Raw genomic sequence first — 26,941 nt, forward strand, 5'->3', positions numbered from 1 at the left:
GAGCTGCCTCCCGCAATCAGTCACAACCCGCGGCGCTCAGGCGGGGCTGCAGGAGTTTGGCGATGAGGCCGGTCCAGCCGGTTTGGTGGCTGGCCCCAAGGCCCCAGCCCGTGTCGGCATTGAAGTATTCGTGAAACAGGATATAATCACAGAAATGCGGGTCGTTTTGCATGCGCTTGTCTGGACCCAGTGCGGGACGGATACCGGTCTCGTTGCGCAAAAACAGTTTGGTAAGGCGGCCACTCAGCGCGTCCGCAATTTCCAGCAGCGTGCAGTAGTGCCCCGAGTGCGTCGGATATTCCACTTTAAAATCATCCCCGTAGTAGTGATGAAAGCGTTGCAGGGATTCGATGAGCAGGAAGTTGGTGGGAAACCACACCGGGCCCCGCCAATTGGAATTGCCACCAAACAGGTCGGTTTCCGACTCGCCCGGCTCGTAGCGCAGCACCAGTTTCTGACCAGCTAGGTGCAAGTGGGCGGGGTGCTGCTGATGGTACTTGCTCAGGCTCCGCACGCCGTAATCCGACAGAAACTCGGCCTCATCCAGGGCGCGGGCCAGCAGGCGCTTCATGCGGTGCCCGCGCAGCAGCGAGAACAGGTGCGTTTGCCCCGCGCCAGGCTCCTGCCAGCGGCTCACCAAGCTGGCCAGGGCGGGCCGGTGCTCTAGAAACCAGTTGAGCCGGGCCACAAATTGCGGTACTGCATTCAGCACTTCGTCATCGAGTACTTCCACCGCAAACATTGGAATGAGCCCTACCAACGAACGGATTTTCAGGAGTTGCCGGCCGTTTTCCGGCGTGTGCAGCACATCGTAGTAAAACTCGTCCTCGTTGTCCCAGAGACTAGTATCGGCGTCGCCCATCTTGGTCATGGCTTCCGCGATGTAGAGAAAATGCTCGACAAATTTGCTGGCTAAATCTTGGTAGACGGGCCGGGTGCGGGCCAACTCCAGGGCGATGCGCATCATGTTGAGGGCGTACATGGCCACCCAACCCGTGCAATCCGCTTGCTCGATAAAGTAGCCGGCGGGCAGCGGCGCCGAGCGGTCAAACAGTCCGATGTTATCGAGCCCGAGGAAGCCGCCTTCGAAGACATTGCGTCCGCGGCGGTCCTTGCGGTTCACCCACCACGTGAAATTGAGCAGCAGCCGGTGAAAGATGGTGGTCAGAAAATTGAGGTCGCCCACGCCGTCGTTTTGCTTTTGGCATTGCTTATATACCCGCCAGGTGGCCCAGGCGTGCACGGGCGGGTTTACATCGCTCAGGTTCCACTCATAGGCCGGCAGCTGGCCGTCGGGGTGCATGTACCAGTCCTGGCACAGCAGCCGCAATTGGTTTTTAGCAAAGCCTGGGTCGAGCTGGGCCAGCGGCACGCAGTGGAAGGCCAAATCCCAGGCCGCGTACCAGGGGTATTCCCACTTATCGGGCATCGAGATAATGTCAGCGTTGTTGAGGTGCTTCCAGGTGGAGTTACGCCCGCTGCGGTGCCCGGGTGGGGGCGGGGGCAGTGCCGGGTCACCGGCCAGCCATTGGGGCACGTCGTAGTAGTAGAACTGCTTGCTCCAGAGCATGCCGGCCCAGGCCTGACGTTGCACCCGACGGGCGTCGGCATCGGCTAAATCCTGTTGGAGCCGGGCGTAATACTCGTTGGCTTCCTGGAGGCGCTGCTGCAACAGCTGGTCGAAGTCAACGAAGGGCGCAGCTAGCCCGGGCGGCCCGAGCCGCACGCGCACGGTCTGGGAGGTGCCCCCGGGCACTAGCAAAGCATAGTGAGCAGCGGCCTTGGTACCCGTCCGGGCCGGGTTGACGGCCGCTTTCACCCCCTGCACCACGTAGTCATTAATGCCGTCCTTGAAATACTGACCGGGGTCCGTTTTCGGCACCCCATATAGCCGCTCGGTGTTGGTTTCGTTGTCGCAGAACAGCAGCGCCGGGGCTTGGTCGCAATAAAGATTGTAGCTGCCCAGCTGGGCATGTTGCACGGCGATGGCTCCATCCTCGGTCGCTTCGAGTAGGAGCCGGCGGCTGTCGTCGAGGCCCCAGGCCCAGGTGTTGCGGAACCAGAGCTGCGGCAGCACGTGTAGCGTGGCGGCCTCCGTGCAGCGGTTGCTCACAGTTACCTGCATCAGCAGGTCGTCGGGACCCACCTTAGCGTATTCCACAAATACGTCGAAGTAACAGTCGTCGTGAAAAATCGCCGTGTCAAGCAATTCAAAATCGGGCTTGTCGCGGCCCCGACGAGCGTTTTCCTTCACCAGCCATTCGTAGGGAAAAGCGTGCTGCGGGTACTTGTACAGCATGCACATGTAGGCGTGCGTGGGCAGGTTGTCGAGGTAGTAGTACAGCTCCTTCACGTCTTCGCCGTGGTTGCCCTCGGGGCCACTTAGGCCGAAGAGGCGCTCCTTCAGAATGGGGTCCTGCCCGTTCCAGAGGCCCAGCGAGAGGCAGAGTAGCTGCTGGTCGTCGCTCACGCCGGCCAGGCCGTCTTCGCCCCAACGGTAAGCGTAGGAGCGAGCCATGTCGTGGGTGACGAAATCCCAAGCATGGCCTTGGGCCGAGTAGTCCTCGCGCACCGTACCCCACTGCCGCTCTGAGAGGTAGGGTCCAAACCGGCGCCAGCGTGTCTGGTGGGCATTGGCTTCGGCGAGGCGCTGGTGTTCGGCGGTCATTTCCATGGCTAGTAGCGGTATGCGGGCGGAGGGTAAAAACTGGGCAAATCCAGCAGCGGCCAGCCTCGGGCCGCTCCCAATGGAAGGTCCTGCTGGCCACCTAGCTGCGGGTATTAAATGTTGTAAATCAGCGCAGCGAGCTTACCGCGCGTAGCTACTTAGCAGCAAGCTTGCGGGCGATTTCGGCCGTGTGCCGGCCTTGGAAGCGGGCGCCTTCCAGCTCGTTGGGGCTGGCATGGCGCTCGCCTCGGCCACCGGCCACGGTGCTGGCCCCGTAGGGCGTACCGCCGGTTACTTCGTGGTGGCCCATCTGGCCCTGCCAGGCATAGGGCAGCCCGACAATCACGAAGCCGTGGTGCAGCAGGGCCGTGTGCACCGCCCGGATGGTGGTTTCCTGGCCGCCGTGCTGGGTGGCCGTACTCACAAAGGCTCCTCCCACCTTGCCCACCAGGGCGCCAGTGGCCCATAGGGCACCGGTGCTGTCGAGGTAGGCCTGCAACTGGCCGCACATATTGCCGTAGCGCGTCGGGGTGCCGAAAATGATGGCATCGTAGTCTGCCAGCTCGCCTGGGGTGGCTACCGGAATGTGCCCGAAAGCTTTCTGCGCCTCCGTGGCTCCCATGTGGTCGAGGACGGCCTGGGGCAAGGTTTCGGGGATTTTTTTAATCACCACTTCGTTACCAGCTATTTCCCGGGCTCCTTCGGCAATGGCTTCGGCCAGCTTAAATATGTGGCCGTAAGAAGAGTAAAAAAGGACGAGGGTTTTCATGGAATAGGGTGAAAAGTGAAACAGAAAAGAGCCTTAAGGGCTGCCCCTTTAATTGGCACTGTAAAGTCCGTTGATGCGGAAGTTTGGCTGTGAGCTGATTTTTGATAATCAAGTGGTTAAGTTATAATTTCGACTGCACTTCAAACACGCGGTGCAGGCCTTTTTTGCCCTTTAGAGGTGTCAGGAAACCTTGGCGTAACACCAGCGCGGGGCTTGCCGCCAGCACCACGGCTTCCGAAACCAGAAATGTGGTGCCGTACTGCTTGTTGAGGTCTTCGAGGCGGGAAGCCACGTTTACTGTATCGCCGATGGTGGCCAGTTTGCGGTCGTTTCCCGCCCCGATGTGGCCCACCACGGCCTTACCGTAGTGCAGGCCCAGGCGCACGTGAAAGGTGCAGTCGTACATCTGCTTCAGATAGGGGTTGAGCCGTTCCACGGCGCGCAGCATGGCGTGGCCGGCGGCCACGGCGTCGTCCACGGCAGTAGCCGGATGACTTAAGCCGAAGACTACCATCAGCCCGTCGCCGATAAAGTCGCTGATGTGGCCATGGTACGCCGCAACGACTTCGCTCATTGCTTCAAAGTAGCGGTTGAGGACGTGAAAAAGGTCGAAGGGCGGCAACCGGTTGGCAAATGAAGTATAGCCTCGGATGTCGGAAAAGAGCACCGCCACCTGCTGCTGGGTCCCCAGGTGCTGGCTCGGTTGGTTCAGGGCCTGCTGGGTAAGCTTCACGTCGAGGGCATCAAACACGGGGCGCGAATAGCACACGTTGCCCGTCACCCTGGTTTGGCAAACGAGTCGCACGTCGAACGGCAGGTTCAGGCGGATGGCCAGCGCTTTTTCGCAATCACCACGGGGCGAACAATACTTCAACCCGCTGATGATGTGCACGCGGCAAGTTGAGCATTCGGCTCGGCCACCGCAGACGTGCACGTGCGGAATCCCCTGCCGGAGAATAGCTGCCAGCATGGTTTCATTCGGCTCGATTTCAATAATCCGGCTATCAGGCAGCGCGCAGAGCTGAGGCATTGTTAAATAAGTAAGGACTGGATAAAAAGCTTACGCACATCGCCGAGCGGCCAAGAAGAGACGCGAATTGTGCCGCTGCCCGCCGGGGCACCTTTCAAATGATTTGCCTCTGCGCCGGAGTCGCAGCCTAGTGCGCACTGTGCTACTTATCAGCGGCCAGAATTGCTGTCGCCCGCCGCTGATGCGCGGCCTAATCCATCCACGCGAACCCCGCAGCCCACGGCGGCAGTAAGCAGTTGGGCATGCGCTAACAGGGCGTCGGGGCCATTCAGGGCACGGGAAGGCACGTGGGGGTGAAGAAGTTCAGCAAAAGGGAAATAGGGGGCAATGCCGCGCTGTTGACTTACCAAGGCAGCAAAGCGTCGGCGTACAACTGGATTGTCAAGCAAGGGGGCCATAGAATCGCAGGGAAGAGGCCATGGATAATATTGCGGCAGCATTGGCCTCCATGTGATGAAGAAGCACGAAAAGCTCTATACAGCACTTGGTCTGGGACAGACGCTTGAGGTAGAACGGTAGGAATGTAGAGGCCCCCCCGCCGACGGCGGAGCCCAGAAGACGGCAACCGGGAGATGCGGCCAGGCATCAGCCAATTGACGATGTAAAGGTGGTGGCCATGGAAGCCCATAGAAATGGACAATTACCCCCTTTGCTTATACAGTTGTCCGTACTCCAAACAATCAGTATAGCCTATTAATTATGAGTTGCGCAGTATCCGCGCCTGGTTTCTTTTTTCACTTTAATTGCGATGCCCATGCCCAGTTACGATACCCTAACAGATGCCATTACGGCCTTGCGCAAGCGCGGCTACGGCCTGGATTACAACCTGACGGACGCCGGGGCCGAGTGCGCGCAAGTACCCGAAACGCTGCGTCCCGAAGAGTTGAAAGTGGAGGAGACCTACCGATTTGAGGGCGATTCTAATCCGGACGACAACATGGTGCTTTACGCCCTGCAGTCTCGACTAAATGCGGCAAATAAAGGCCTGCTGGTTGCCGCCTACGGCCCCTATGTGGAAACCCAGGCGGCCGACTTCATTCAGCGACTGGATGGGCAAGCCGCACCGCACTTGTGAGCACAATGCCAGCGAGTTAATGTGGAAGTAGTCTGGTCGTTTGCTACAGCGAACCTTCTCGCTTAATTCCTAGCCGCACCATTTGGGCCTCCAGGGTTGTCGGCTTGACGTTGAGCAGTACCGCCGCGCCATTTTCGCCTCGAATCCGGTAGTTGGTAGCCCGCAAAGCGGCCAGCACGTTCTCGCGTTCGGCCTGTTCTCGTGGCTTGGCCACCAGGATTGGCGTAGTTTCCGCTGGAGGTGGTGCCAGCAGGGGCTCTGCTAAGGAAACGGTGGGCGTTGTTGCCATGATGGCGGCCCGCTCTAAAAGGTGTTCCAGCTCCCGGATGTTGCCCGGCCAGTGATAGGCTTGCATCTGTTGCAACGAGGTTTCGGAAATGCCGGTGAGCTGCTTACCCAGGTTTTTAGCGATTTTCTGCAGAAAGTGAGCGGTCAGGAGCGGCAAGTCTTCTCTCCGGTCCCGCAGCGGGGGCAGCTGAATGGGAAAAACGTTGAGCCGGTAGTAAAGGTCGGCGCGAAAACGCCCCGCTTCTACTTCCTCTTGCAGCCGCCGATTGGTGGCGGCAATGATGCGCACGTTGCACGGAATCGGCCCTCGGCCCCCGATGCGCTCGATTTCTTTTTCCTGCAGCACACGCAACAGCTTGGGCTGCAATTCCAGGGGCAATTCGCCAATCTCATCCAGAAAAATGGTGCCGCCATGGGCCAGTTCGAATTTCCCAATTCGCTTTTCGAAAGCTCCGGTAAAGCTCCCTTTTTCGTGGCCAAACAGCTCACTTTCAATCAGGTTGGGCGGGAGGGCGGCACAATTTACTTTGATGAGTGCTTTGCCCTTGCGGCCCGACCGGTTGTGTACCGCCCGGGCGATGAGCTCCTTACCCGTTCCGGTTTCGCCCATGACCAATACCGAATAGTCGGTTGGGGCAACCTGGCCAATGCTTTTGAAAACGTGGAGCAGCGTGGGGCTAGCGCCAATAATTTCCTCGTAGTTGGCACCCGTTTTTACTTCTTCGGCCAAGTAGAGGTTTTCCTGGCGCAGCTGCTCGCTAAGTTGTTCAATCTTGTCGAAGGCCAGCAACCGGTCCACCGTCACAGTCAGAGCCGGTTGCAGCTGTTGCAGCAGGCTCACGTGCTGCGGTTGGTAGGGCTGCGGCTGACGACTATAAAAGGCAATGAAAAAGCCCCCATTCTGCGCCGTTTTCAGGGGCATCATCAAATGAGACTGCAGACGGAACGTGTTGGCGATGAGTTGCAGCAAGGGGTTTTGCTGACAGAAAAGCTCAAAGTCAGTGCCATTATAGGCTGCTAACCCATTATAGGGCACTTGCCTTCGTATTCGCTGGTATTTTTCCAGCGTTAAGCCCGTCATCTGCAGGAAGTTTTCCGGCCGAATCATTTGGTACTCGTCTGTGCCAATGCGGAAAAAACTGCACGAGCGAAATGTATTCAAGATTTCGTCTGTCTCGAGGCCAATGACGAGGTAATCAAAGGGAATGAAGGGCTCAAACGAACGGGCTACTTTCTGCAGGCACTGCTCCCATTCGCCAACTTCGGTAAGCGTACTCAGCAGTTTGAGCTGTAGGTTTTGCTCTTCCCGAAGACGCACCTCGACGCGGTTAGCATGCCGATAATACGCAATTTCCAAGGCTACCAGTACGTCTTTTTCGCGGAAGGGCTTCACCAGGAAGCCGTAAGGCTGGGTGTCTTTGACTTCATCCAAGACGCTGGTATTAGTATTGGCCGATACAAATACAAAAGGAATCTGCTCGGTGTTGAGATACCTGGCGAAGTCGATGCCCGTTTCTGGCCCTTGTAGGTGGATGTCGAGCAGCACTAGGTCAGGGCGGTGCTGCTGACTGATTTCCAAGGCTTCGGCTACGCTGTACGCCGGTCCGCTTGTGCGGTACCCGGCCCGCTCCAGAATCAGGCGCAAATCGTTGGCTACCGCAAATTCATCCTCAACAATCAAGACAGTTTGCTGGGCAGGCACCGGGGCCAGCAATGCTTTAGTAGGCATAATCGAGACTAGGGGACACGGGAATGGATGGCTGTTCGCTGAATGTCAGGGTGATTTTCAAGCCTTCATCGTTTCTGATGGTAAGTGTGCCGCCCAACTGTTTGCTGAATCCATGAATAAGGGTCATGCCCAAAGAACAGCTGCGCTCGGGAGCGTAATTCGGCGAGAGTCCCACGCCGTTGTCGCTTATTTCTAACTCGTAATCATTTCCTGTCAGGCGCCGCAAGATAACCTGCACCCGGCCGGGGCGCCCCTGCGGGAAAGCATATTTCAGAATATTGGTCACTGCTTCGTTGACAATAAGTCCCAAGGGCACCGCCTGCGTTACATCAAGCTCCACGGGCTGCACTGCCAGCTCAAAGCCGATGAGTTGGGGTAAATTGTAAGCGTCGCGCAGGTATGCCACCAGTTCGTTGAGGTAGGCTGGCATGGCAATCCGGGCCACTTGTTCCGACTGATAAAGCTTGTGGTGAATGAGGGCCATTGCCTGCACCCGGTGCTGGCTTTCCTGAATGGCGGCCAGGGCGGTATCGTTGGCTAGGTAGCTAGCCTGTGAGTTGAGCAGGCTCATCACGACCTGCAAGTTGTTTTTTACCCGATGATGGATTTCTTTCAGCAGCGATTCCTTTTCCCGTACCAACGTTTGCAGGGCAGCATTTTTTCGGTCTATTTCTGCTTGACGGGCTTCTAACTGCTGGTTGCTGCGCTGCTTGAGGCGGTAGCGGTTGTAACCTAAGCTCAACAGCAGCACCAACATGACTCCTATTGCTACGGAAGCGTTGCGCTGGCTTTCGCGCCGCCGCAGGTTGGCTTGCTGCACGAGGTTTTGCTTGGTGAGCAGCGCAAGGTCCTGCTCTTTTTTTTGGGTCTCGTACTGGATTTGTAGACTGGCTATCTGCTGGCTTTTTTTCTCGTCGAATATCGAGTCGTGTAGCGCCAAGTAGCGCTGCTGATGGCCGATAGCCGCCAGGTAGTTGCCCTGGGCCGAGTCCAGTCTGAAGAGCAGGCGCTGCATGGCGGCCCTCCAGGGAGGGCCAACTGCTGACTGCAAAGCCCAGGCTTTTTCAGCATAAAGCCGGGCTTTGCTGTATTGTCGGGTTGTTAGGTAGAGTCGGCAAATGGCAAAATACGTTTCCTCCATTGTTGTCTTGTAGTCCGACGGTTTTAAGCTTTCCAGCCGGTTAATCTCCTGTAAGCAAACTTTTTCTGCCTCGGTAAATTGTCGGTTAGCTAGGTAGCAGCCATAAAGTATGGTGAATACAGCACGGTTGGAACAAGTGCAGTGCGCGTAACGCCGCAGTTTTTCCAGCGCTAGGCGAAGGGCCTGCTGAGGCCGATTCTGTGCAATAAGCGTCGCCGTCGTAAGCGATGTGACGTAGATAATAGAGGAACTATCGCGCACCTGCTCGGCGTGTCGCTCTGCCAGGTTATAGTAGGCCAGGGCGTCCGGATATTGTTTGAGCGTGTTGTATATCAACCCGACTCGGACATAAAACAGACTTAAATCGGTGGTGTCCTGGTTGGCGCGGGCGCTCTCAATCGTGGCCTGTCCATAACGAATAGCTTCCCGAAACTCGCCGAGCCGACTACTGACCGTGCCTAACAAATCGTACGTGTAATACAGGCGGCGGTAACCAATGGAGCGGTAGAGGGTCAGCGCCTGCTGCAACTCTTCGCGCGCCAGCCCCACCTGGCCTTTCTGCATGTGCAGGTCGGCAATGGTTTTGAGAACGTAGGCAGCGTTAGCGGCGTCGCCCAGGGTTTTATAGAGCGCCTTGGCATGCTGTAGGCAGGCAATGCGCTGAGCAATGTCGGTGTCCGAGTACGTGTAGACATCACTTAAGTAATACCACCCGTCAGCCTCTAGGTGTACATCGTGCTGGCGAGCACTGCTGGTCAACCCCTGGGTTATCCATTTTTTTCCCACAGATGGCTGGTCAATGGCTACAAACATATTGCCGAGCGCATACTTGCTTTCTATTAAGGCTCGGGTATCGCCGAGGCGGTGGCTCAACCTCTCCGCCTCCCAGCAGTAGCTCTCCGCCTGCCGGCGGTAGGTTTCGGCGCTGTCGAGCGGTGGCGCCCTAAACTGGTACTTATCAATAAGGTCCTGACTCAGGCGCAGCAACATCCGAAAGCGTTGCTGACCGGGTGGCGTCTGTTTTAATTGCTTCTTCATGCTGTCGACCGTGGCGGGGCGCAGAAAAGGCAACCGAGGCTCGGCCTGAAGTGGCCAGCTAGCTAGCAATAACAGCCCAACAACAACAGCGCGGCATGTACAACACTGGATATAAAGCCGCTCGACCAAAGAGCTTCCTTTTGCGAACCTGCCCCGGCTGGCGTTGGAAACCAAGTGGCGAAGCCATACCAGGAAGCTAGTAGCACCAGACAGTTGAGGAGGTTGGGAACTAGCTGGTAAGGCATCCCTATCCCGTAGAAGCAGAAGAGGTTTAAGCTGTTGCATACTGGCAAAAGGAAAAGACGAACCATCTGGAAAGCTTTAATACCGGATGCCCACAAGGGGGAGCAAAAGCTCTTCAAGCGAAATATTCACGCGCACGACCTCGGCACTTGCCTGACAAGTGACTAATTGCTATGAATATACTTAGCCATGAGTTGTTCAAAAAGACCAGCACTCACTTTTTACTGCTTAGCAAGTTGCTTACTCCTGCTTTATCCATCCAATGGCTCCAATCTGTTGGATTAATCAAGTATGAAAACTCCATTAGGTTGGAGTGAGCAAGCAATTTCATTTAAAAATTATCGAAAAGGCAAGTAAGAAAAAACGCGTATAAGGTCTGTAAATGCATTTTTGCTGTTAATGATAGGGCCTGCCTGGGCTTTGGCATTCTTTTCGAATAATTGGATTCTGCTACGTCCATCTATTGGAATTGGCGACTCAACTTATTTCAACGGGAATTGCCCAGCTTTACACACCCCCATGCTTACCAATTCTGTTTCACCTGTTCTACTTCGGAGCGGCACACCGCTCTTTGAATTGCGCGAGTTTGGCGCAGACACCTCTTATACCCAGTGGCAGCAGTTGCCAACTTATTCGGTGTTGTGGATTCAGCAAGGCCAGGGCTGCTACGACGACGCCCTAAGTACCTCACCATTTGCCGTCCAGACCCTGCTTTTTTTTGCAGCGAACCAGCCTTTTCGCCTGTGCTTTGAGTTGGGAACGGATGTACGGGGTGTGGCCCTGCATTTTGGAGCGGATTTCTATTGCTTGGAAAGGCACCAAGCGGAAACCACCAACAACAGAGTGCTATTCAACGTACTCGCCGAGCCCGTGGCAGTGCAATTAGGCACCCGCGACCAGGCCACTTTCGCCAGTGTTGTAGATTTGCTGCGCCGCGAAATAGCGCAGCCCGCCCTTGCCCAACAGGAACTGCTGGCGTCCTGCCTGAAAATATTGCTCATCCAGGCCTCGCGGCTCCGCTTGGAACAGGCCGAGGCATCGCCAACGTCAGCCGCTCCGGACCGCGTACCAAGCGTGCTGCGGCAGTTGGAGCAACTTATCGAGCAGCACTATCATCAGAAGCACTCGCCGGCCGACTACGCCGACTTGCTACACTTAACTCCTAAGACCCTCGGCAAGTTGACGCGCACCTATTTTCGGCGCACCCTGACCGAGCTCATTCAGGCACGCATTGTGGTCGAAGCCAAGCGGGAGCTGTACCTCACCACCAAATCTATCAAGGAAATAGCGTTTGCACTAGGCTTCAGTGACCAGTACTACTTCAGCCGGTTTTTTAAGCATATCACGCGCGTTGCGCCCCAGGAGTATCGCCGCGCGACCAGTTCAGAGCGAGAAGCGCTTCTGACCAACTGATTATTGCGAACGGTAGTTGTGAGGATACTAGCCGTCAATACCCTACGTAGGGGTTGGAGCTGCTGAGGATGGGGAATATGATTCGAAATCCCAGTGCAAGGATAAACCGTGCTTCACCTCGTGAACTTCATCTGCACTGAGAGTGAGCAGCCGCTCCACGCCGGGAAAAGGCTGGGTGGGCGCCGGGTTCCAATCTACATACGCCCGGCCCGTAACAAGGTAACAGGCCCGCAGTTTAGATTCTTGATATATTATCAGAATAGTAATATATATAATGTGATGAATAAATACAGGCTGATAGCCAGCCCAGCGGCTACAATGCCTCGGTGAAGCCGGGCGCTGTCGAGCCGGTGGCCAAATCGGCCACCGGCCCAGCCACCCACAATGGTCCCGGCCACCATCACCACTATCTGCGGCCAGAGTACGACGCCTGCAAATGCGTAGATACCAGCCGTTACGCCCCCATTGCATAGCGCCAATTGCGTCACCAGGGCATTGATGGCGTGGTGGTTGCGCATACCAGCCAAGCTCAGCGACGCAAGGAGCACCAAGCCCAAATTTGCTCCGAAATAGCCTCCATACACGCCAATGAGCAACTGTACTATCAGAACACTTGCCGTTAGAGGAGGCGTCGCGCTGTCCGCCTCACGGAAGGGCTCAGTCATCCGCCCACGGGCTACCAACCGCCCGCTAGCGGCAAACAGCAGCGTGGAAGCCAGAATGAGGAAAGGCACCAGATGCAGAAAAACGGGCGGCGGCGTGTGCAGCATCAGCATCGTGCCGACCACTGCGCCGGCGGCGCTGCTCAGCAGCAACCAGCTCACCGCCCACCGCCGTGGGCGGGGTGGCGGTGAGCTGGTGAGTGTACTGGCCAGAAAGCCAGGCCACAGCGCCACGGCTATGGTGGCATTGGCCCGCAGCGGCGGCACGTTGGTAAACACCAGTGGCAGCAGCAGGGAAAGAAATCCCCCGCCGCCGGCCACGGCGTTGAGCCCGCCGCCCAGCACGGCCGCGCCAAATACCAAAGCCGCTTCAGCAGTCGTCATCGGTACCAGCGGCAGGCCCTAGCTGTGCTGCACGCGTCCATTGGCCCGCACGGCTGGCTCGCTTTGGCGCACGTGCGTATTCAGGAAGGCGTCAATGAGTTCGGCTATCACTTGGTGGTCTTCCTCCAGGGCAAAGTGTCCGGTGTCAAGTAAGTGCAGTTCCGCGTTGGGCAGGTCGCGCAAGTAGGGATGGGCGCCTGAGGGCGGGAAGATGAAATCGCCTTTGCCCCAAGTCAGAAGCGTCGGGGGCTGGTATTCGCGGAAATAGGCCTGCCATGTAGGGTAGTGCGGCGGATTGGAGCCATAGGACAGGAACAACTGCATCTGAATGGCATCGTTACCGGGCCGGTCTAGCAGGGCTTGGTCCAGCGTGTAGGTGTTGGGGTCGATGTTGGCCGTGTTTCGTGCGCCGTTGGTGTACTGCCAGTACGTGGCCTCCTTCGTGAGCAAAAAGCGCAGCCCGTCGATGGATTTCTGGTCGTGCTGGTCCGCCCAATACCCTTTGAACGGAATCCAAAAGTCTTCCAGCCCCTCGTCATACGCGTTGCCGTTTTGAATCAGTAGCGCCTGTATGCGCTCCGGGCGCATCACCGCGAGGCGAAACCCAACCGGGGCGCCATAATCCATTAAGTACACACTGAACAGCTTTACGTGCAGCACACGCAGGAAGCAGTCGATGATGTGAGCTAGATGGTCGAAAGTGTACTCGAACTCGGTGGGGCTCGGGGCGCTGCTATACCCGTAGCCGGGGTAGTCGGGCGCCAGCAGGTAGTACCGGTCATCCAAGTCCAGCATCAGGTTCCGAAACATGGTTGACGAGGTCGGAAAGCCATGCAGAAGCAGAATAACGGGTTTGGTTGGGTCACCCGCTTCGCGATAAAAAATGTCGAGTCCTTCGACTTTTACTTTTTTGTATTGCATGGCTGAAAAGGGGTATTTAAGTGATTGATGATGAAAAAGCTGGAGAATGAATGCAATGGCTTTTACATAAGGCTGGGTCGTTCGCAGCCGCCAGCGGAACTGGGGCTCTTTCGGCTGCCGGTCCTACAAAAGTGGTAGCGAGAGCAGCGGAGCGAAATGGATAATCCACGCTTTGGCTTGGATGATTCGACCAACCTGCTTGTAGCTGTGGCACAGCAACAAGCGTGGGCGCAATGGCGCGGGAATAATGCTTCTCATGGTGCAGAACCATGCACCTCCACGGGACTCTTTCGGGGAGGCGATATAGCCAATGAGTTGCGCCAATTGTCCATTTTGAGCGCTTTTGGGTAATTCTACTTTTACCACTGCAATTGCGAGGCATTAGCGCGGGCATCCACTCTGATAGTGAAGCTGTCAGCGCATCATTCCACGCTGCCTTTTCGGGTAGCACCAAATTCCATAACCCCATTACTATGAAATCACTACTCTTGGTGACTGCCTTGTCCCTGGCGGGCACGGCTGCTCTGGCCCAACAACCTATACCGGATATGCACACTGCGCAATCAGACAGTGCCGATGGCCTGGGCATGAAAGAAATCCGCAACGCGTATTCCAAAAACCTGCCCATGGCCCGGCAGGGTTCGGGCACCAGCTGGCACCCCGACAATTCGCCCATGTACATGCAGACCTACCAGCCCGGCGGCTGGGATGTGATGCTGATGTACTCGGTTTTTTTGCGCTACACCAGCCAGAATGTCAACCATGATGACCGGCGTGGCGATGCTGACTTCCGGGCCAATACGTATGCGATGGCCACGGCCAACCATCTGGTGGGCCAGCACGGGCTATTTACCATTCACGCCATGCTCTCGACCGACCCGCTTACGGTGCGGGGCAAGGGCTACCCGCTACTGTTCCAGACCGGTGAGTCGTGGCAAGGCGTGAAGCTGCACGACCACCAGCACCCGCACGATTTGGTGAGCGCGCTCGGAGTGGTCTACACCTACGAAGCGAGCCAGAATGTTGACCTGACGGCTTATGTGGGCTTCCCCGGCGAGCCGGCCCTTGGGCCGCCCGTGTTCATGCACCGGCCCTCAGCAGCTAATTTGCCGTCGGCCCCGCTGGGCCACCACTGGCAGGACGCCACGCACATTCAGTTTGGGGTAGCTACGCTGGGCGTGCGCTACCGCAACGCCAAGCTAGAAGGCTCAATTTTTACTGGCCGCGAGCCCAATGAGCACCGCTATGGCTTCGACCCCATCCGCCTGGATTCGTACAGTGCCCGGTTGTCGGTGAACCCGGCCCGCAGCCTAGCGCTGCAGGCTTCCTATGCGCATATCAAAGGGCCCGAGGAGTTGGAGCCCGCACGCAACGTGGACCGTACCACCGCTTCCGTGCTGCACAATGCTATGCTGAACGACAAAACCATCCTGTCGTCGGCCTTTGTCTGGGGCGTAAACCGCACCAACGGCGGCACGGCTGGGGTAGACTATTCACATTCCTTTTTGCTGGAAAGCAACTTGCAGGCCCGCCAGTTCAACGTCTTGACCCGGCTCGAAACCTTGCAGCTCAATTACGACGAGTTGCTGCTGCCAGCCGCCACCGAGCAGGCCCTGAATGCCGACCGCCAAGTGTCCGCCTTCACACTGGGAGTTTCCAAGTACTTGGCCAAAACCAATGCCGCCTGGCTCGACCTGGGAGCTACTGGAACGCTCAACGTCTTCAATACCAATAACGCTGCGCTAGTGGATGCTTACGGCAAAACACCGTTATCCTTCGAGGTATTCATTCGGTTAATAGCCCCGCGCATGGGTACACATGTGAGTGGCATGGGCCACAGAGGCAGGAAGATGTAGGCGGCCGTTAGCTGCTTACACGCGGCTATTCGTCCGCCGGCCGATTCTTCCTCTTATGTTTTGAAGTGGGCGCAGAAGTGCATGAGGTTTTCCGGCATTTCGGCGCCTACTTCTATGTATCTAAAGCATCAAGCGCAACGGCAGTATTACTGTTGCGCCGCCCATATACCGATTTGTCCAGCCTATTGCGGTTTTGTGCATGGCCACATAATGCGATTGGCGGCTATTTAAGCGGTTGAACATAAGGGCTGGCCTCAATCCTGTTCTACCCAAGCTGTCCATTACAACCGGCCCGGAATGATTACGCTAAACTCTTTTTATTTGAACAAGCTTTTTTGCAAACTTGGACGCCGCGCAATGCCCCTATTTGATGCAGTCTTCTTATGACCTACTTCATTTGGTAGATTACATGTATGCCAATCATAGCTAACTGCCAAACAAGCAATTTAATATCCCTAATGTAATGCTAGAGAACCGCCCACCCTTGCCGCCTTTCGACTTTAAATCGGCCCAATTGAAAACCCGGTTAGCTGAAGATGCCTGGAACACCCGCGACCCGGAGCGAGTGGCCCTGGCGTACTCTCCCGACAGCCGCTGGCGGAATCGAAGTGAGTTCTTTACCGGTCGCGACGCAATTCGTGCTTTTCTCACCCGCAAGTGGGAGCGCGAGCAGGAATACCGGCTCATTAAAGAGCTGTGGGGCTTTCACGAAAACCATATTTCTGTTCGCTTCAGCTATGAGTGCTGCGATGGCCAGGGCCAGTGGATGCGCGCTTATGGCAACGAGCAATGGGAATTTAACGCCCAGGGGCTCATGCAGCGCCGCGAAGCGAGCATCAACGACTTGCTGATTACCGAAGCAGAACGCAAATTCCGCTGGCCCGCCGGGCCCCGACCGGCTGACCATCCCGGTTTAACCGAACTAGGCCTGTAATATCTCTCGCATCGATTTTTGCAGCCGCCTAGAATTTATCTGCTTTTACCCAGCCTGCGCCACTCACGTCCGCGCTGCCAATAAGCCGGGAGCAATTGGGCAGCTGATTGAGCCGTAGCGGGCACGCTTGTCTACACAGCAACGGGGAACCACGCCAAACTGGTCTAGCCAGTTTGGCGTGGTTTCCCCGTTGCTGCACCGTTTTAAGCCAATAAGCTTAGGCGGTACACTTTGGAATCGCGGTCCGGGAATGAATAGGTTGGCGGCAGGGCCTGGCGGTCAATCTGCGTGAACCCATTGCGCTCGTAAAACTTGTGCGAAGCCGCGGCAATAGCTGGGGTATCCCGGTAAAGCGTTTTGAGCTTCAGCTCGCGGGCCTGCTCGGCCAGGGTGTCGAATAGGAGTTGGGCTACACTGGGCGTCGCCCCCCGGTATTCCTTCAGGACAAACATTTTGCGCAACACGCCATTATCAGCATCTAGCTTTTGCAGGCCAATGGTTCCAACCAGTGCCTCGGCCTCCTTTGCCTACCAAAACCCGCCCCCTCGATAAAAATGGGCGGTGTTCAGCAAATCGAGCTGTTCGTCCTCCATAAACCCCAGGTTGAACTCCGTGTTTTGGATGGCCAATACGAAATCACGGACCAGTTTCTGGTCCTGGTTAGCAAAGGCATGCACCTTAATCATCGGGCTTAAAATCAGTTTTCTGGCATTAGCGCAAATTTAGCCGGGCTAAAGTCGTTGCGCACGGCGGCTATTCGTTTGGGTCTTTCTGAAAGATGTTAATGAAGTTGCCATCAGGGTCGCGTATCATCGTCGAGAAGTCGCCCCGACCGGTGAGGTCCACTTCTTTCCAGGCGAAGGTGACTGTGACTCCCTTTTCCTCCAGTTCCAAGGTGGCCGTATGCAGGTCATTGACCTGCAAAACCAGCGTTTTATTGCCGATGGGAAGGAGGTGGTTCGGCGCGTCGGCAAACAGTTCTTCGATGCGGAAGCCATTTTGCGCCTGCAATACTTCCAAGCGAATATTAGACGACTGAATGAAGGCGACCTGAGCACCGATAGCGGGAAATGCCGTTCTGGTCAGCACCTTGAACCCGAGTGTGGTTTCGTACCACCGAATGGTCTTTTCAATATCCGAGACGGTGAAGGCTAGGTTGTGCAGGCTAAGGCTTTGCAGGCCATTCGCAGATGGGTTTTCCATGGGACGTATTAGTGAAGTGGTTAAGAATTTATTGGTTGCCTATCAAGGGCTATAGTATTGGTTGATACCATCGCCCTTGATAGTTGCCCGATGGGAAGAGGGGCGACTGTGCTGAGGTAGCCAGGCTGGCTACAGTTGCCAGGACCAGTCTGGGGCAGAAGACGGAGCAGGCGAACCTTCCTGATACAAGCCGACGAGCACGCCATCAGCCACCGCCACGTAGCAATGCTGAAGGCCTGCACAAACCTGTTCCACGCGGCCTACGGTTTGCAGGCCGGCGGTGTGGGCCTGCGCCAACGCGCGCCCAAGGTCTGCTACGCGGAAGCTGGCCACAACCGGACCTTGGGCGAATAAATAAGGTGGGTGGCAGGCCCCTGGACTGTAAAACTCCAGCAAGCTGCCATCGACCAGCTGGCAGGCTACAAGTCCGGGCTCTTGGTAGACGGGCTGCGCCCCGAGAGCCGCGTTGAAAAACGCATGCAAGTGCTCCCGGTCGGTAGCCTGACCAACGCGAAACGCCAGCTTGCGGGTGGCAGGAGAGGGCATGGCGGTATAGAAGTTGAATACTGGGATACGTACCGCCCGCCTGCTGCTACACGAAGTGGCGTCGGATACGGCTGAGCGTTTCGGTGGTCATGCCCAGGTAAGAGGCCACCATGTACTGCGGAATGCGCTGGGCAAAGGCGGGGTAAAGGCGAAGAAACTCGCGGTACTTCTCCTCCGCCGAGTAGCTGATAGCGGCGTGAATGCGGTTTTGCGACGCCAGGAAGCTGCGGTATAAAATGGCGTTGACCACCTCGTCGAGGCTTGGAATTTCCCGCCGCAACTGCTCGAAGTCTTCTTTTCTGAATAAGAGAAGCGTCGATTTTTCAATTGCCTCGACGTAGTAGCGCGAGGGCTGGCCGGTGGTGAGGCTTTCCTGGTTGCCGGTCCACCAGTTTTCCACCGCGAAATTCAAAATGTGCTCGGCCCCTTTCGCATCCACGGAATAGGTGCGCAGACAGCCACTGGTCACGAAGGCCTGGTACGACCACTCGTCGCCGGCTTGGAGCAGGTACTGGCGCTTGCGCAGTGTTTTCGGCAAGCTCGCCGCTTTGATTTGCGCAATTTCAGCCTCCGAAAAAGAAGCTTTGCTCTGCAGGTACTTTTCAAACACGGCAAACATAGGCGCGGGCTGGGTAGTACGCGCAAAGGAATGCTTTTTGTGCTTGTCATACGTCGCAGCTGGTTTACTGGGCGCTGGTTGCGCCGTTGATAAACGTGTAAATCTGCTGGATTTTGCCGTCCGCCAGTACGAATACATCGTGGCCGGTAACCGCGGCAGGGGTGGCAGTCGGGCCGAATTGCCAGCTTAGGTAAGCCAGGTTGTGGTGAGCCTCGACGGGGCCTACTTGGTGGAACTCATACCCGGGATTCTGCTTCAACAGGTCGGCAATGAAAGCGTTGACCTGCGGCCGGCCGGAGATGGTGAAGAAAGGGTCAACGAAGTGGATGTCTTCGGTGTAGATTTCCGCGATAACCGGCGTGCGCTTGGCCTCGTCGGTCTCACTCCAGAGGGCCAGGTGCTTGCTTGATAGAGCAGTGATGGCAGAAATATCCATAACGTAAACTGAAGAAGTGAAGCCAGCGGCGGGCACTAAGCCGTGTACTTGGCCAGCCACTTGGCCTTGATGCTGGCGCGGGCGTCGATGAACTCCTGGTCGGTGCCTTCGGCTATGGCGTCGAGGGGGTAGCGCAACGGGCGGGTGCCATCGGCCATGTTCACGAGTTGCAGCACGCCGTCGGCAATGGTCTGGGGATTCATGTGGTGAGCAACCATTTTGCCCACCAAGCCGCCCACGAGCGAATTGAATTGCGCTACCGCCGCCTCGCCGTATTCGGCCACGATATCGGCCCGGTCAGCATCGGTGGTCGTTTTGGTGCCGTCGGTCATTTCCGTTGGGTACACCCCGGGCTGAATGGTCACGTTCTCGATGTGGTAGTCCCGCAGTTCTTCCTGGATGCCCTCGGTAATGCTTTCCACCGCGAATTTCGAAGCCAGATACGGACCCATAAACGGCAGCGTGTGCCCACTAGCCCCGGACGTGAGGTTAATTACCAGCCCGCGTTTGGCCTGGCGCATGGCCGGCAGCACGGCGTGGTAGGTACGCAGCACCCCGTAAAAATTTACCTCAAACAGCTCGCGTACCCGTTCGAGGGAGAAGGCTTCGACCAGACCGTAACCGGTGATTCCCGCATTGTTGACCAGCACATCGATGCGCCCGTGCCGAGCCAGGGTTTGGCCCACGGCCTGTTGCACGGATTTGTCGCTGGTGACGTCCAGCTCAACGACTTCCACACGAGGTATGGCCGCCAGCTCCTGCGCGGCGGCCGCGTTTCTGCCGGTGGTGCCGCGCATACCGGCGATGACCGTATGCCCGGCGGCGGCCAGGGTGGTAGTCATTAGTTTGCCAAAGCCGGTACTCGTACCGGTAATCAGAATTAACTTGCTCATAACGAGGGGCGGAATTGGAAAAAGTGAACGAAAAACCCTAGTGTCAGCGCTGGCTGGATTGGTTCTTTTCAACGGTACAAAGGTGGTAGAAGCCCACACCGGGGCCGTTGACATTTATCAAAAAATTAGCTTGATAAATGTCAATGTCAGGGTTCGATACGGGTGCTATTTAAGCAGCACATCACACCCCCTTGTAGACGAGGTGGGTAAATAGGCTGGCCGAAATGACAAACCCGCCCCACTTTGCATCATACTTGGCCGTTGGTTGCTCGGCCGTGACTTGTGCCAGCGTTAGGCCTTGCTTTTTCAAGGCGGCTACCCGCGTTCGTATGTCAACCAGCATATCGTGGAATTCGATGAGCTGCGCCCGATTACCGATTGGTCCGTGGCCGGGAATAATAATGGTACGCTCCGTCGTCCGCGCGATGTTTTGCCGGGCGGCCGCAATCATGCCATCAATGCTGCCGTTGGTTGAATAATCGATGAACGGGTAATGGCCGTTCCAAAAGGTGTCGGCAACGTGCAGCACATCGGCTTTGGGGAAATAAACCGAAATATCACAGTCAGTGTGGGCGGGCTGGTAACGCTGCATCCGAATCCGTTCCCCGTTATACTCCAACTCTTTTTCGTTGGCAAAAAGAATGGTGGGCAGCGCTCCTTGCGGTGCCGGCGGAAAGGTATAGTTCCAATCATCTACCCGCACGGTAGCTTTAAGGTGCTTGCGGGTGTTTTCCTGAGCAATGATGGTTGCGCCGGCTTGGTGAATCCACTCGTTCCCATCAGCATGGTCGAAGTGCCAGTGCGTATTGACAAGGTAGTGAACGGGGGCGGCGCTGATGGACGCAAGCGCCGCCGCCACCTGTGGCTGCGATACCCCGATGCCAGCGTCGACAAGCAACTTACCCGCAGGGCCATTGAGCACCGCAATATTTCCGCCCGAGCCCTCCAGCATACTAAGGTTGCCACGCAACTTGGTGACCACTATTTTGGCTGTTGCTGCTGCTGTTTTAATGGCAGTTACTGGGCTTTCCGCTTGAGCAAAAACGGTTTTTGGGAATAGACAAAAGCCCGCCGCTAGCAGGCCCGTAGAGCCAAGAAACTGACGGCGACTCAAGGTGCTGCCGGGTGAAGTAGTAGTCATGATTTCTGCGAGTTGAATAGCACAATACAGCCATAGGCAAGCTTAACCTGCCTATTTCTTATCCGAAGGTTCAGCCGGATTAAGTGCTTGTTGCGCGTTGAAATAAGCGGCGCCTAAAAACGTGCGCAATGGAGTGGCCGGGCGGTTGAGCAGACGTTCCAGGGTTGGGTCGGGGGTGGCAAGCATGCCCTGTTTCATAGCCGCGGCCCATTGAGCAAAAAAGTTTGCCACTGGCGCGGAAAAGCCCTCGGCTATTTTCTGCGCTACGTAAGCTTCGAGGGGAACATCGGTATAAGCAATAGGTCGGCCGGCAAGCTCGGAGAGCAACTGGGCGACGTCATCGAAGGAATAGGCTTTGGGCCCGGTCAGGGTATATTCCTCGTTTTCGTGGCCTTCGCCCAACAGCGCGGCGGCCGTGGCCGCCCCCAGGTCCGCAAGCGTGGCAAAGGTTACTCTGCCGGTCCCTGCGGGTACGTTCACCCCGGTTTGCAGCACCTGGGGCCCAAGCAGGACCCGCAGGCCTTCGGCGTAATAGGTCATGCGCAAAATGGTGTAAGTCAGGCCCGAGGATTTCAGACAAGATTCGGTTTCCAAGTCGCTAACCGTCACTTCCGTCATTACGAAGGCACTGTCACGCTGAATACTGGTGTAGAAAAGATGCCCCACGCCGGCCGCTACGGCGGCCCGGATGACGTTCTGGTGCTGGACCACCCGGTCGGTAAAGGCTACGGCCGAAACAAGCAGGATTTTATCCACGCCAGCGAAGGCTGCGACCAGGTCATCGTAGTGGTGGTAATGGGCCCGGCGTACGTGCACGCCTTGAGCTTTCAGGTCAGCGGCTTTGTCTAAGTCGCGCACCAGCGCCACTATTTTCGACGCTGGCTGGTGTTGCAGCAACGCTGCGATAACGAGCCGGCCCAGCCGGCCGGTGGCACCCGTAACGAGAATCATGGTACTGGCGGATAAAGGTGATTACAACGGTTAGGCACCGTATGACGTGCATTCGCTTGACTATGCAAAAGTTGTTTCTGCCCGGCCGCGTGAAAATGGATAAATGCCGCTTTTGCTTAGATGAATGGACTACGTGCTAGCACGCCATCGATGCGGAGCTGCGCCAAGCCCGGCTTATCTGGCTGACTACCCGGTGATTTCGCTACTGGTCTCTTTTCGTTATGAGCACTTTCCCGCCGAAGACGCCAGCACGCCTGTTCGGACTGAAATCTGCGCAAGCGCTTCTGCGCCAAGACTTGAAACGGGCCATTACTTGCCGCTCCGCCTGATTGTGTCGCCTTTACTATTGGTGCTCAGCAGGCTTGCTTCCGCAAGTTCCGGCCGGTGGGTTAAAGGGAGAATAGGATTCAAAAGTCCACTGAAAGGGTAGGGCTTGTGGAAGAACACGAACCTCTTCCACGCGGAAGGTTACCAGGCGTTCGGCGCCGGCATCAAGGCGGGCATGGTCGGGCGTCCAGTCGACGTGGGCCCAGCCAGTAAGTTGGAACACGTCACCGGTGACGAAGTCGGGAAATAACAGCCCGGCTCGGGGGGCCAGCGCGAGGTTGCCCAGCGTTTGAAACATGCCGTTGCCCATATAATCCGGCCACTGCAGCGTTTGGGAGTTTAGCACCTGCACGAAGCCTGGCCGGCCACCCCGGTGCGACACGTCGAAGCCGGCCCGAGGGTGCGCGCTAGCTAAGAAAAACGTATCGGCGGCACAAATAGCATCCTGGAGTGCGGGCGATAGTGCGCGCGCCGCAACGCCCCCGTGCGCAGGCCGGCTCGGTGCCGGTTGGGCCCGCCATTGCCGGGCCTGAATATACTTAGGACAATTAAAAAACACCTCGTCCAGCGCCACGGTTATGGCTGCTTGTGTTCGGTGGGCCCGGCCATTGAGCCGAATTCGCCGCCGCGAGACAAAGTCAACGACGGAAATGCCAACCGGTGCATCGGCCACCAGGTTCGCGGCCAATATATCCCCGGGCACTGGCTGGGCGGCAATATGCAGGGTGTGGGCATCAGGTGCCTGCAGGAAGCCGGGCGGCCCAGTTATCACCGACGTCCACAGCCGGCCGCGCTCGTCGGCACTGCCCAGCACCAGTAATGGCTGCGCCGCCAGAAAGGTTCGGGCTTGCGGGGGCAATTCCGTCTGCAGGATGTGCGCCAGCTGGGCCGCTGCCGACCTACTCCCGGCTCGCTCCTGGACGACTATTTCGCCGCAGTGGAAGGGAACAACTTTCATTTGGCGTTGCGCTGTTCAACCTGTGATTTTCCGATTAGGGAAGCCTTGGGCAATTGCATCAATGGTTTCCCGGCCCAGCACTAGCTGCGTTTACTCTTGCTAGCTACCAATCAATTTCTCCGGAGATAGTGCACTGCCAACCAGTGCTGTCAGTTCCGTAGAGGCGGCAATTGTTGAGGGCAAGGAGTATCGCGTTTCGATGAAGGACGCAGCATTAAACGCTACTCGAACCTGCTGTTGCTCATCCTCCCAGGCGATTACTTTAAGGGGAAGGTCAAGCGCTGCTACTGGATTTGCGGTCATAATAGCTCCACCGACCTTGGGATTGCCAAATAGCAAGTATTCCAAGGGCCGCAGGTCTTGCCCAACCGAGCGTAGTTCTGTTTGCTGATTGATGCGGACGTAGATAGTCCCTCCGTGGTCAAGGATGACTGTTTGGATGCGGTCTATCGTTTCTTTTACGGAGTAAGTGCTGGATTGAATCAACACGCCGGCAATAGTCATGTGGCCTTAATTAATAAGTGGTTATGCAGGTCTGCTCTTTAGTAGGTGTCTCACCCAAGGCGTTCCGCAGTTTGAATACTACGCTTTTGGCTTTTGCCCGAAGAATGCCTGGAGATACCCTACGTTGGCGATGATGAGTACCGTGGTAAAATAGGCCACCACCATTTCGCTCATGGCGCATAACCGGGCTACGGGCGTAACCGGATGGATTTCACCCACCCCAGCCGTGGTATACTTGCCCAAGCTGAAGTAGAGAAAAACCAGAAACTGGTCCAGGGGGTGCTGGCGGACGCCCACGATGCGAAAGGAAGAAGGGTCGATTTGGTAGAGGCAGTAATAATCGGTGCCAAACGAAAGCACAATCAACAACATCTGCAGTACGAGAAAGCCCATCATGTACCTGCGGTGGTGCGCCGACGTAACCGTATGATGTATCCAACCCAGTGTTGCTCCCACAAAAATTGTCACTTTAACCAGCATCAGCACCAGTACCATGCCCGTCGTAAACCCTGCGCTGTGGAGTACGTGGCAAGCAAGGAAGAGTAGCGCCCCCGCAATCAGGATGCAACCGATAAACAGTGCCGCAGCATTGATAATGGGATAACGCATGTGGATGAAGCGAAAGACCAAAAAGCTTATGGCAGCAACGCAGCATACGTAGCGCACTTGCGTTTCTCTTACTAATTGGCCGGTCGGAGGAGGAAAGAACGCGCTGCTTGTGCCATCGTCACCAGGCTCGCCCCCATCATAATGGTGTCTTTGAGAACAAGGCGCCCCGCCCCGCTGAGATAGGGAAAGCCGTGCTGTGCATCTCCCAATGCAGGCACCCAGGCCTCGGGCGTTGTCACCAGAAAGCTCAAGGTGACCAGTGACATGCCGAAGCACAGAAGACTGCCCAGCGCCGAAACCTGCGGCAGAACGGGGTAGAGCGCAATCATCAGCCCAATCATAACAATGACTGCGCCAAGACCGGCAGCAAAGGCATAAGTGTGATTGGCGTGGTGCCAAGCCGTGTTGGCAGGCTTGCGCTCGCCCTCCTTGTTCAGGTAGAGCTTGTACGCCGGCGCTTTATAGTGGTAGAAAAAGCTCATTACTGGGCTATTTGCGACGAATGGCACAATGCTGACGGCTTCGTAGGGAACCAGCTTGAGGGCTCCAATCCACAGCAGGACCACAATTAAGCCCATCCGGCACAGGTGCATGCCAGCTTCCTGCAGACCAGCCGCGCACCGAAAGAGTTGACGTATCATGGCTGAAGTGTGAGGGATAAATCTTCAGGATAAAGGTTGGCAAACTTGGAATCCGATGAAATGGACCACAGCCCCCATCAAATGGATAAAAGCTATTTTTGGCCTTAAAGCCGGCATTACTATCAACTCTGGGCAGAGACGAGCTGCACCTTCACGCGTTGGAAGCAATGGATTGGCAACAGTCCCGAACCAGCAGGACCTGCGGTTATGGGTATTTCCATACTCAGCTCCAGGTCAGCTGGCAATTCGCTCAATGTGGAGAAAGGACACGCTCCGAAGAGAGAGTTGGCTGACGAAAATGCTGATAAAACCAGGCCACTGCGGCCTCCAAATCGTTATGCAGCAAATTGTGACCTGCGTTGGCATCTTGGCGATGAAGTTCGAAGCCGCCCTGCTTCAGCAGCGCAGCATAGCAGGCAGAAGCAGAAAGCTGCACCAGGGAGTCCTCAATGCCTGGTTGAAACAGTACCGACTGGTGGCGATTGGTGCAAAAAGCCGGTACATGGCGCACAAGCGGCTGCATGGGTCGCCAAAGGATTGCGCCGGCTAATAACTCCGGATACAGCAACAGTAGAGCGCCCGCCATATTGGCGCCGTTGGAATAGCCCAGGGCCACGAGTTGGGACACATCAAAGCCCTCGCGCTCGCTGAGCAGATGGACAAACTGCACCAGCTCGTGAGTCCGGAAAATGACATCCTCCTCATCGAAGTGGCCCGTGGCAAGGCGGCGAAAAAAGCGCGGCATCCCGTTTTCTAAGGCGTTTCCGCGCAGGCTGAGCACATTGAGTGCGGGCCCGAAGTGTGAAGCCAGCGGCAATAGGTCATACTCGTCGCCGCCGGTACCATGCAGTAGCAGTAAGGTGTGCGCGGCCGGCACCCGCGCCGGTTGGTAGATGTAGCGTAGGTCTTGATAGGTAGTCACGGCCAGGGTGGGTTTAAGTTGTTGTAAGGGTGGGCAGGAGCGCCGTAATCTGCGTACGGCGGTGTTCAAGCTCGGCAGGCAACTGCAGGTGGGTACCAAGTGAGGCCAAGGGTTCATCGACGGTAAAGCCCGGGGCGTCGGTAGCAAGCTCAAAGAGCAGGCCGCCGGGCTCCGTAAAGCGCACAGAGTGGAAGTACCGACGGTCGGCGTCCGGTGTGACGAGCAGATTGCGCGCCACGAGCCGCTCGCGAAAGTGGCGCAACACCTCCTCATTCGCCACGCGAAAAGCAATGTGGTGCACAGAGCCACCTCCTATTCGCCCTGGGCTGCCATGTGGGTCTTCCACAATGTCAAGCAGAGCAGCTTGGGATACGGCATCCGCCACCAGCCGATAGTGTCCGCGCTGCTGCTGTAAAATGCGGTAGCCGAGCAGCTCCGTGAGCAGGTCCAGCGTATCATCAATGCGGGGAAGTGTAAGCTGAACGGTGTGCAGTCCGCGCAGCGCAACTGTCGGTCCTATGCCGGACAGTGTCCAGGGTGGGCGCTCGTCGAGCCTATTACTGACAATGAGCGCCAGGGATAACCCGTCGGGGTCAGAAAACGCCAGCCCAGGTTCGCCAAATTGGTCCCCGATGGAATGATAGGGCACTAGGTACTCTTCAAAACGCTCCATCCAGAACGGAAAACTTCCCGACGGCACCGAGTAACTTAGCATGGACGCCTGCCCGGTGCCCGGACGACCATGCGCCCTGTGGGGATGGGAGAGAAAACTCAGCACGGTGCCAGGCGAGCCAGCCTCGTCGCCAAAATAGAAGAGGTAAGTATCCGGTGCCTCTGCGTTGACGGTTTTTTTGATGAAGCGTACACCCAGCAGCTTTGCGTAGAAGTTGTAGTTTCGTTGAGCCGGTCCGGCCAGGGCCGTGACGTGGTGCAAGCCCAATACTTGTGGCTTCATCGAAATAGGTTAAAGCGGTGCTTGATGGAGGCCACAGAGGGCAGAAACAAAAAATAAGCCTTATGACTATTGCGGCACCGGAAGA

Annotated in this window: 26 protein-coding genes and 1 pseudogene; 4 read left to right on the plus strand and 23 right to left on the minus strand. The window is 56.7% G+C overall.

Annotated elements, in window-relative coordinates:
* Positions 1–16: 16 nt before the first annotated feature.
* The 4 genes from J4E00_RS23865 to J4E00_RS23880 all read right to left on the minus strand — a co-directional run bounded on the left by J4E00_RS23865 (position 17) and on the right by J4E00_RS23880 (position 4,865).
* Positions 17–2,668, minus strand: coding sequence for an MGH1-like glycoside hydrolase domain-containing protein (locus J4E00_RS23865; RefSeq protein WP_208178010.1), 2,652 nt, complete (start codon positions 2,666–2,668; stop codon positions 17–19).
* Positions 2,669–2,822: 154 nt separating this feature from the next.
* Positions 2,823–3,437, minus strand: coding sequence for an NAD(P)H:quinone oxidoreductase (gene wrbA / locus J4E00_RS23870; protein ID WP_208177885.1), 615 nt, complete (start codon positions 3,435–3,437; stop codon positions 2,823–2,825).
* Between the two features lie 121 nt (positions 3,438–3,558).
* A complete protein-coding gene (locus J4E00_RS23875; RefSeq protein WP_208177886.1) occupies positions 3,559–4,467 on the minus strand; it encodes an adenylate/guanylate cyclase domain-containing protein in 909 nt (302 codons plus the stop codon).
* Positions 4,468–4,616: 149 nt separating this feature from the next.
* The gene (locus tag J4E00_RS23880; protein WP_208177887.1) at positions 4,617–4,865 is read right to left on the minus strand and encodes a hypothetical protein; all 249 of its coding nucleotides are present in this window, start codon (positions 4,863–4,865) and stop codon (positions 4,617–4,619) included.
* Between the two features lie 356 nt (positions 4,866–5,221).
* On the opposite strand from J4E00_RS23880, the gene J4E00_RS23885 reads away from it, so the two are divergent.
* Positions 5,222–5,542 (plus strand): phosphoribosylpyrophosphate synthetase, encoded by a 321-nt coding sequence (locus J4E00_RS23885; protein ID WP_208177888.1) that lies wholly within the window; start codon positions 5,222–5,224, stop codon positions 5,540–5,542.
* 43 nt (positions 5,543–5,585) lie between these two features.
* Here J4E00_RS23885 and J4E00_RS23890 read toward each other — a convergent pair whose 3' ends face one another.
* Together J4E00_RS23890 and J4E00_RS23895 are read right to left on the minus strand one after the other, a co-directional pair.
* Complete coding sequence (locus tag J4E00_RS23890) at positions 5,586–7,559, minus strand: sigma 54-interacting transcriptional regulator (RefSeq protein ID WP_208177889.1); 1,974 nt, start codon at positions 7,557–7,559, stop codon at positions 5,586–5,588.
* Positions 7,549–10,023, minus strand: coding sequence for a histidine kinase dimerization/phosphoacceptor domain -containing protein (locus J4E00_RS23895; protein WP_208177890.1), 2,475 nt, complete (start codon positions 10,021–10,023; stop codon positions 7,549–7,551). The genes J4E00_RS23890 and J4E00_RS23895 overlap by 11 nt, the downstream gene beginning before the upstream one ends.
* Positions 10,024–10,500: 477 nt before the next feature.
* On the opposite strand from J4E00_RS23895, the gene J4E00_RS23900 reads away from it, so the two are divergent.
* The gene (locus tag J4E00_RS23900) at positions 10,501–11,394 is read left to right on the plus strand and encodes a helix-turn-helix domain-containing protein (protein ID WP_208177891.1); all 894 of its coding nucleotides are present in this window, start codon (positions 10,501–10,503) and stop codon (positions 11,392–11,394) included.
* Between the two features lie 254 nt (positions 11,395–11,648).
* On the opposite strand, the gene J4E00_RS23905 is transcribed toward J4E00_RS23900, so the two are convergent.
* Both J4E00_RS23905 and J4E00_RS23910 read right to left on the minus strand, forming a co-directional pair.
* Positions 11,649–12,440, minus strand: a complete 792-nt coding sequence (locus J4E00_RS23905; RefSeq protein ID WP_208177892.1) for a sulfite exporter TauE/SafE family protein — start codon at positions 12,438–12,440, stop codon at positions 11,649–11,651.
* A gap of 18 nt (positions 12,441–12,458) precedes the next feature.
* On the minus strand, positions 12,459–13,361 hold the full coding sequence (locus tag J4E00_RS23910; protein WP_208177893.1) for an alpha/beta fold hydrolase: 903 nt from the start codon (positions 13,359–13,361) through the stop codon (positions 12,459–12,461).
* A 473-nt stretch (positions 13,362–13,834) separates the two neighbouring features.
* Between J4E00_RS23910 and J4E00_RS23915 the strand changes: the two genes are divergently transcribed.
* Positions 13,835–15,217 (plus strand): hypothetical protein, encoded by a 1,383-nt coding sequence (locus J4E00_RS23915; protein WP_208177894.1) that lies wholly within the window; start codon positions 13,835–13,837, stop codon positions 15,215–15,217.
* Positions 15,218–15,680: 463 nt separating this feature from the next.
* Positions 15,681–16,151 (plus strand): DUF1348 family protein, encoded by a 471-nt coding sequence (locus J4E00_RS23920; RefSeq protein ID WP_208177895.1) that lies wholly within the window; start codon positions 15,681–15,683, stop codon positions 16,149–16,151.
* Between the two features lie 203 nt (positions 16,152–16,354).
* On the opposite strand, the pseudogene J4E00_RS23925 reads toward J4E00_RS23920, so the two are convergent.
* From J4E00_RS23925 to J4E00_RS23995, 15 genes and pseudogenes are all read right to left on the minus strand, one after another.
* Positions 16,355–16,666, minus strand: a pseudogene (locus tag J4E00_RS23925) (GNAT family N-acetyltransferase); the annotation flags it as partial.
* Positions 16,667–16,678: 12 nt separating this feature from the next.
* Positions 16,679–16,837 carry a hypothetical protein gene (locus J4E00_RS23930; RefSeq protein ID WP_208177896.1) on the minus strand — a complete coding sequence of 53 codons (159 nt, stop codon included), beginning with the start codon at positions 16,835–16,837 and terminating at the stop codon, positions 16,679–16,681.
* Between the two features lie 67 nt (positions 16,838–16,904).
* Positions 16,905–17,354: a VOC family protein gene (locus J4E00_RS23935; RefSeq protein ID WP_208177897.1), complete on the minus strand. Its 450-nt coding sequence runs from the start codon at positions 17,352–17,354 to the stop codon at positions 16,905–16,907.
* Between the two features lie 129 nt (positions 17,355–17,483).
* On the minus strand, positions 17,484–17,900 hold the full coding sequence (locus J4E00_RS23940) for a VOC family protein (RefSeq protein WP_208177898.1): 417 nt from the start codon (positions 17,898–17,900) through the stop codon (positions 17,484–17,486).
* A 46-nt stretch (positions 17,901–17,946) separates the two neighbouring features.
* Positions 17,947–18,519 (minus strand): Crp/Fnr family transcriptional regulator, encoded by a 573-nt coding sequence (locus J4E00_RS23945; RefSeq protein ID WP_208177899.1) that lies wholly within the window; start codon positions 18,517–18,519, stop codon positions 17,947–17,949.
* Positions 18,520–18,583: 64 nt separating this feature from the next.
* Positions 18,584–18,955 (minus strand): nuclear transport factor 2 family protein, encoded by a 372-nt coding sequence (locus J4E00_RS23950; RefSeq protein WP_208177900.1) that lies wholly within the window; start codon positions 18,953–18,955, stop codon positions 18,584–18,586.
* 35 nt (positions 18,956–18,990) lie between these two features.
* The gene (locus J4E00_RS23955) at positions 18,991–19,848 is read right to left on the minus strand and encodes an SDR family oxidoreductase (protein ID WP_208177901.1); all 858 of its coding nucleotides are present in this window, start codon (positions 19,846–19,848) and stop codon (positions 18,991–18,993) included.
* A gap of 181 nt (positions 19,849–20,029) precedes the next feature.
* Positions 20,030–20,989: an MBL fold metallo-hydrolase gene (locus tag J4E00_RS23960; protein ID WP_208177902.1), complete on the minus strand. Its 960-nt coding sequence runs from the start codon at positions 20,987–20,989 to the stop codon at positions 20,030–20,032.
* 51 nt (positions 20,990–21,040) lie between these two features.
* Positions 21,041–21,940: an NmrA family NAD(P)-binding protein gene (locus J4E00_RS23965; RefSeq protein ID WP_208177903.1), complete on the minus strand. Its 900-nt coding sequence runs from the start codon at positions 21,938–21,940 to the stop codon at positions 21,041–21,043.
* Positions 21,941–22,283: 343 nt separating this feature from the next.
* Positions 22,284–23,225: a pyridoxamine 5'-phosphate oxidase family protein gene (locus J4E00_RS23970; RefSeq protein WP_208177904.1), complete on the minus strand. Its 942-nt coding sequence runs from the start codon at positions 23,223–23,225 to the stop codon at positions 22,284–22,286.
* 99 nt (positions 23,226–23,324) lie between these two features.
* Positions 23,325–23,729 (minus strand): DUF302 domain-containing protein, encoded by a 405-nt coding sequence (locus J4E00_RS23975; RefSeq protein ID WP_208177905.1) that lies wholly within the window; start codon positions 23,727–23,729, stop codon positions 23,325–23,327.
* A 78-nt stretch (positions 23,730–23,807) separates the two neighbouring features.
* A complete protein-coding gene (locus J4E00_RS23980; RefSeq protein ID WP_208177906.1) occupies positions 23,808–24,338 on the minus strand; it encodes an ion channel in 531 nt (176 codons plus the stop codon).
* A 71-nt stretch (positions 24,339–24,409) separates the two neighbouring features.
* On the minus strand, positions 24,410–24,979 hold the full coding sequence (locus J4E00_RS23985; protein ID WP_208177907.1) for a DUF417 family protein: 570 nt from the start codon (positions 24,977–24,979) through the stop codon (positions 24,410–24,412).
* Positions 24,980–25,229: 250 nt separating this feature from the next.
* Positions 25,230–25,970 (minus strand): alpha/beta hydrolase, encoded by a 741-nt coding sequence (locus J4E00_RS23990; protein WP_208178015.1) that lies wholly within the window; start codon positions 25,968–25,970, stop codon positions 25,230–25,232.
* Positions 25,915–26,856: a VOC family protein gene (locus J4E00_RS23995; protein ID WP_208177908.1), complete on the minus strand. Its 942-nt coding sequence runs from the start codon at positions 26,854–26,856 to the stop codon at positions 25,915–25,917. Before J4E00_RS23995 ends, J4E00_RS23990 begins: the two co-directional genes overlap by 56 nt.
* Positions 26,857–26,941: the final 85 nt, after the last annotated feature.

It is taken from the genome of Hymenobacter negativus (genome assembly GCF_017571495.1).
Taxonomy (GTDB): domain Bacteria; phylum Bacteroidota; class Bacteroidia; order Cytophagales; family Hymenobacteraceae; genus Hymenobacter; species Hymenobacter negativus.

Coding starts and splice junctions, on each gene's coding strand:
- J4E00_RS23890 (WP_208177889.1), bottom strand. CDS start 7,559: ATGCCTACTAAAGCATTGCTGGCCCCGGTGCCTGCCCAGCAAACTGTC.
- J4E00_RS23995 (WP_208177908.1), bottom strand. CDS start 26,856: ATGAAGCCACAAGTATTGGGCTTGCACCACGTCACGGCCCTGGCCGGA.
- J4E00_RS23885 (WP_208177888.1), top strand. CDS start 5,222: ATGCCCAGTTACGATACCCTAACAGATGCCATTACGGCCTTGCGCAAG.
- J4E00_RS23895 (WP_208177890.1), bottom strand. CDS start 10,023: ATGCAACAGCTTAAACCTCTTCTGCTTCTACGGGATAGGGATGCCTTA.
- wrbA (WP_208177885.1), bottom strand. CDS start 3,437: ATGAAAACCCTCGTCCTTTTTTACTCTTCTTACGGCCACATATTTAAG.
- J4E00_RS23970 (WP_208177904.1), bottom strand. CDS start 23,225: ATGAAAGTTGTTCCCTTCCACTGCGGCGAAATAGTCGTCCAGGAGCGA.
- J4E00_RS23900 (WP_208177891.1), top strand. CDS start 10,501: ATGCTTACCAATTCTGTTTCACCTGTTCTACTTCGGAGCGGCACACCG.
- J4E00_RS23875 (WP_208177886.1), bottom strand. CDS start 4,467: ATGCCTCAGCTCTGCGCGCTGCCTGATAGCCGGATTATTGAAATCGAG.
- J4E00_RS23910 (WP_208177893.1), bottom strand. CDS start 13,361: ATGCAATACAAAAAAGTAAAAGTCGAAGGACTCGACATTTTTTATCGC.
- J4E00_RS23905 (WP_208177892.1), bottom strand. CDS start 12,440: ATGACGACTGCTGAAGCGGCTTTGGTATTTGGCGCGGCCGTGCTGGGC.
- J4E00_RS23920 (WP_208177895.1), top strand. CDS start 15,681: ATGCTAGAGAACCGCCCACCCTTGCCGCCTTTCGACTTTAAATCGGCC.
- J4E00_RS23950 (WP_208177900.1), bottom strand. CDS start 18,955: ATGGATATTTCTGCCATCACTGCTCTATCAAGCAAGCACCTGGCCCTC.
- J4E00_RS23915 (WP_208177894.1), top strand. CDS start 13,835: ATGAAATCACTACTCTTGGTGACTGCCTTGTCCCTGGCGGGCACGGCT.
- J4E00_RS23930 (WP_208177896.1), bottom strand. CDS start 16,837: ATGATTAAGGTGCATGCCTTTGCTAACCAGGACCAGAAACTGGTCCGT.
- J4E00_RS23965 (WP_208177903.1), bottom strand. CDS start 21,940: ATGATTCTCGTTACGGGTGCCACCGGCCGGCTGGGCCGGCTCGTTATC.
- J4E00_RS23880 (WP_208177887.1), bottom strand. CDS start 4,865: ATGGCCCCCTTGCTTGACAATCCAGTTGTACGCCGACGCTTTGCTGCC.
- J4E00_RS23980 (WP_208177906.1), bottom strand. CDS start 24,338: ATGCGTTATCCCATTATCAATGCTGCGGCACTGTTTATCGGTTGCATC.
- J4E00_RS23975 (WP_208177905.1), bottom strand. CDS start 23,729: ATGACTATTGCCGGCGTGTTGATTCAATCCAGCACTTACTCCGTAAAA.
- J4E00_RS23865 (WP_208178010.1), bottom strand. CDS start 2,668: ATGACCGCCGAACACCAGCGCCTCGCCGAAGCCAATGCCCACCAGACA.
- J4E00_RS23985 (WP_208177907.1), bottom strand. CDS start 24,979: ATGATACGTCAACTCTTTCGGTGCGCGGCTGGTCTGCAGGAAGCTGGC.
- J4E00_RS23960 (WP_208177902.1), bottom strand. CDS start 20,989: ATGACTACTACTTCACCCGGCAGCACCTTGAGTCGCCGTCAGTTTCTT.
- J4E00_RS23955 (WP_208177901.1), bottom strand. CDS start 19,848: ATGAGCAAGTTAATTCTGATTACCGGTACGAGTACCGGCTTTGGCAAA.
- J4E00_RS23940 (WP_208177898.1), bottom strand. CDS start 17,900: ATGCCCTCTCCTGCCACCCGCAAGCTGGCGTTTCGCGTTGGTCAGGCT.
- J4E00_RS23935 (WP_208177897.1), bottom strand. CDS start 17,354: ATGGAAAACCCATCTGCGAATGGCCTGCAAAGCCTTAGCCTGCACAAC.
- J4E00_RS23945 (WP_208177899.1), bottom strand. CDS start 18,519: ATGTTTGCCGTGTTTGAAAAGTACCTGCAGAGCAAAGCTTCTTTTTCG.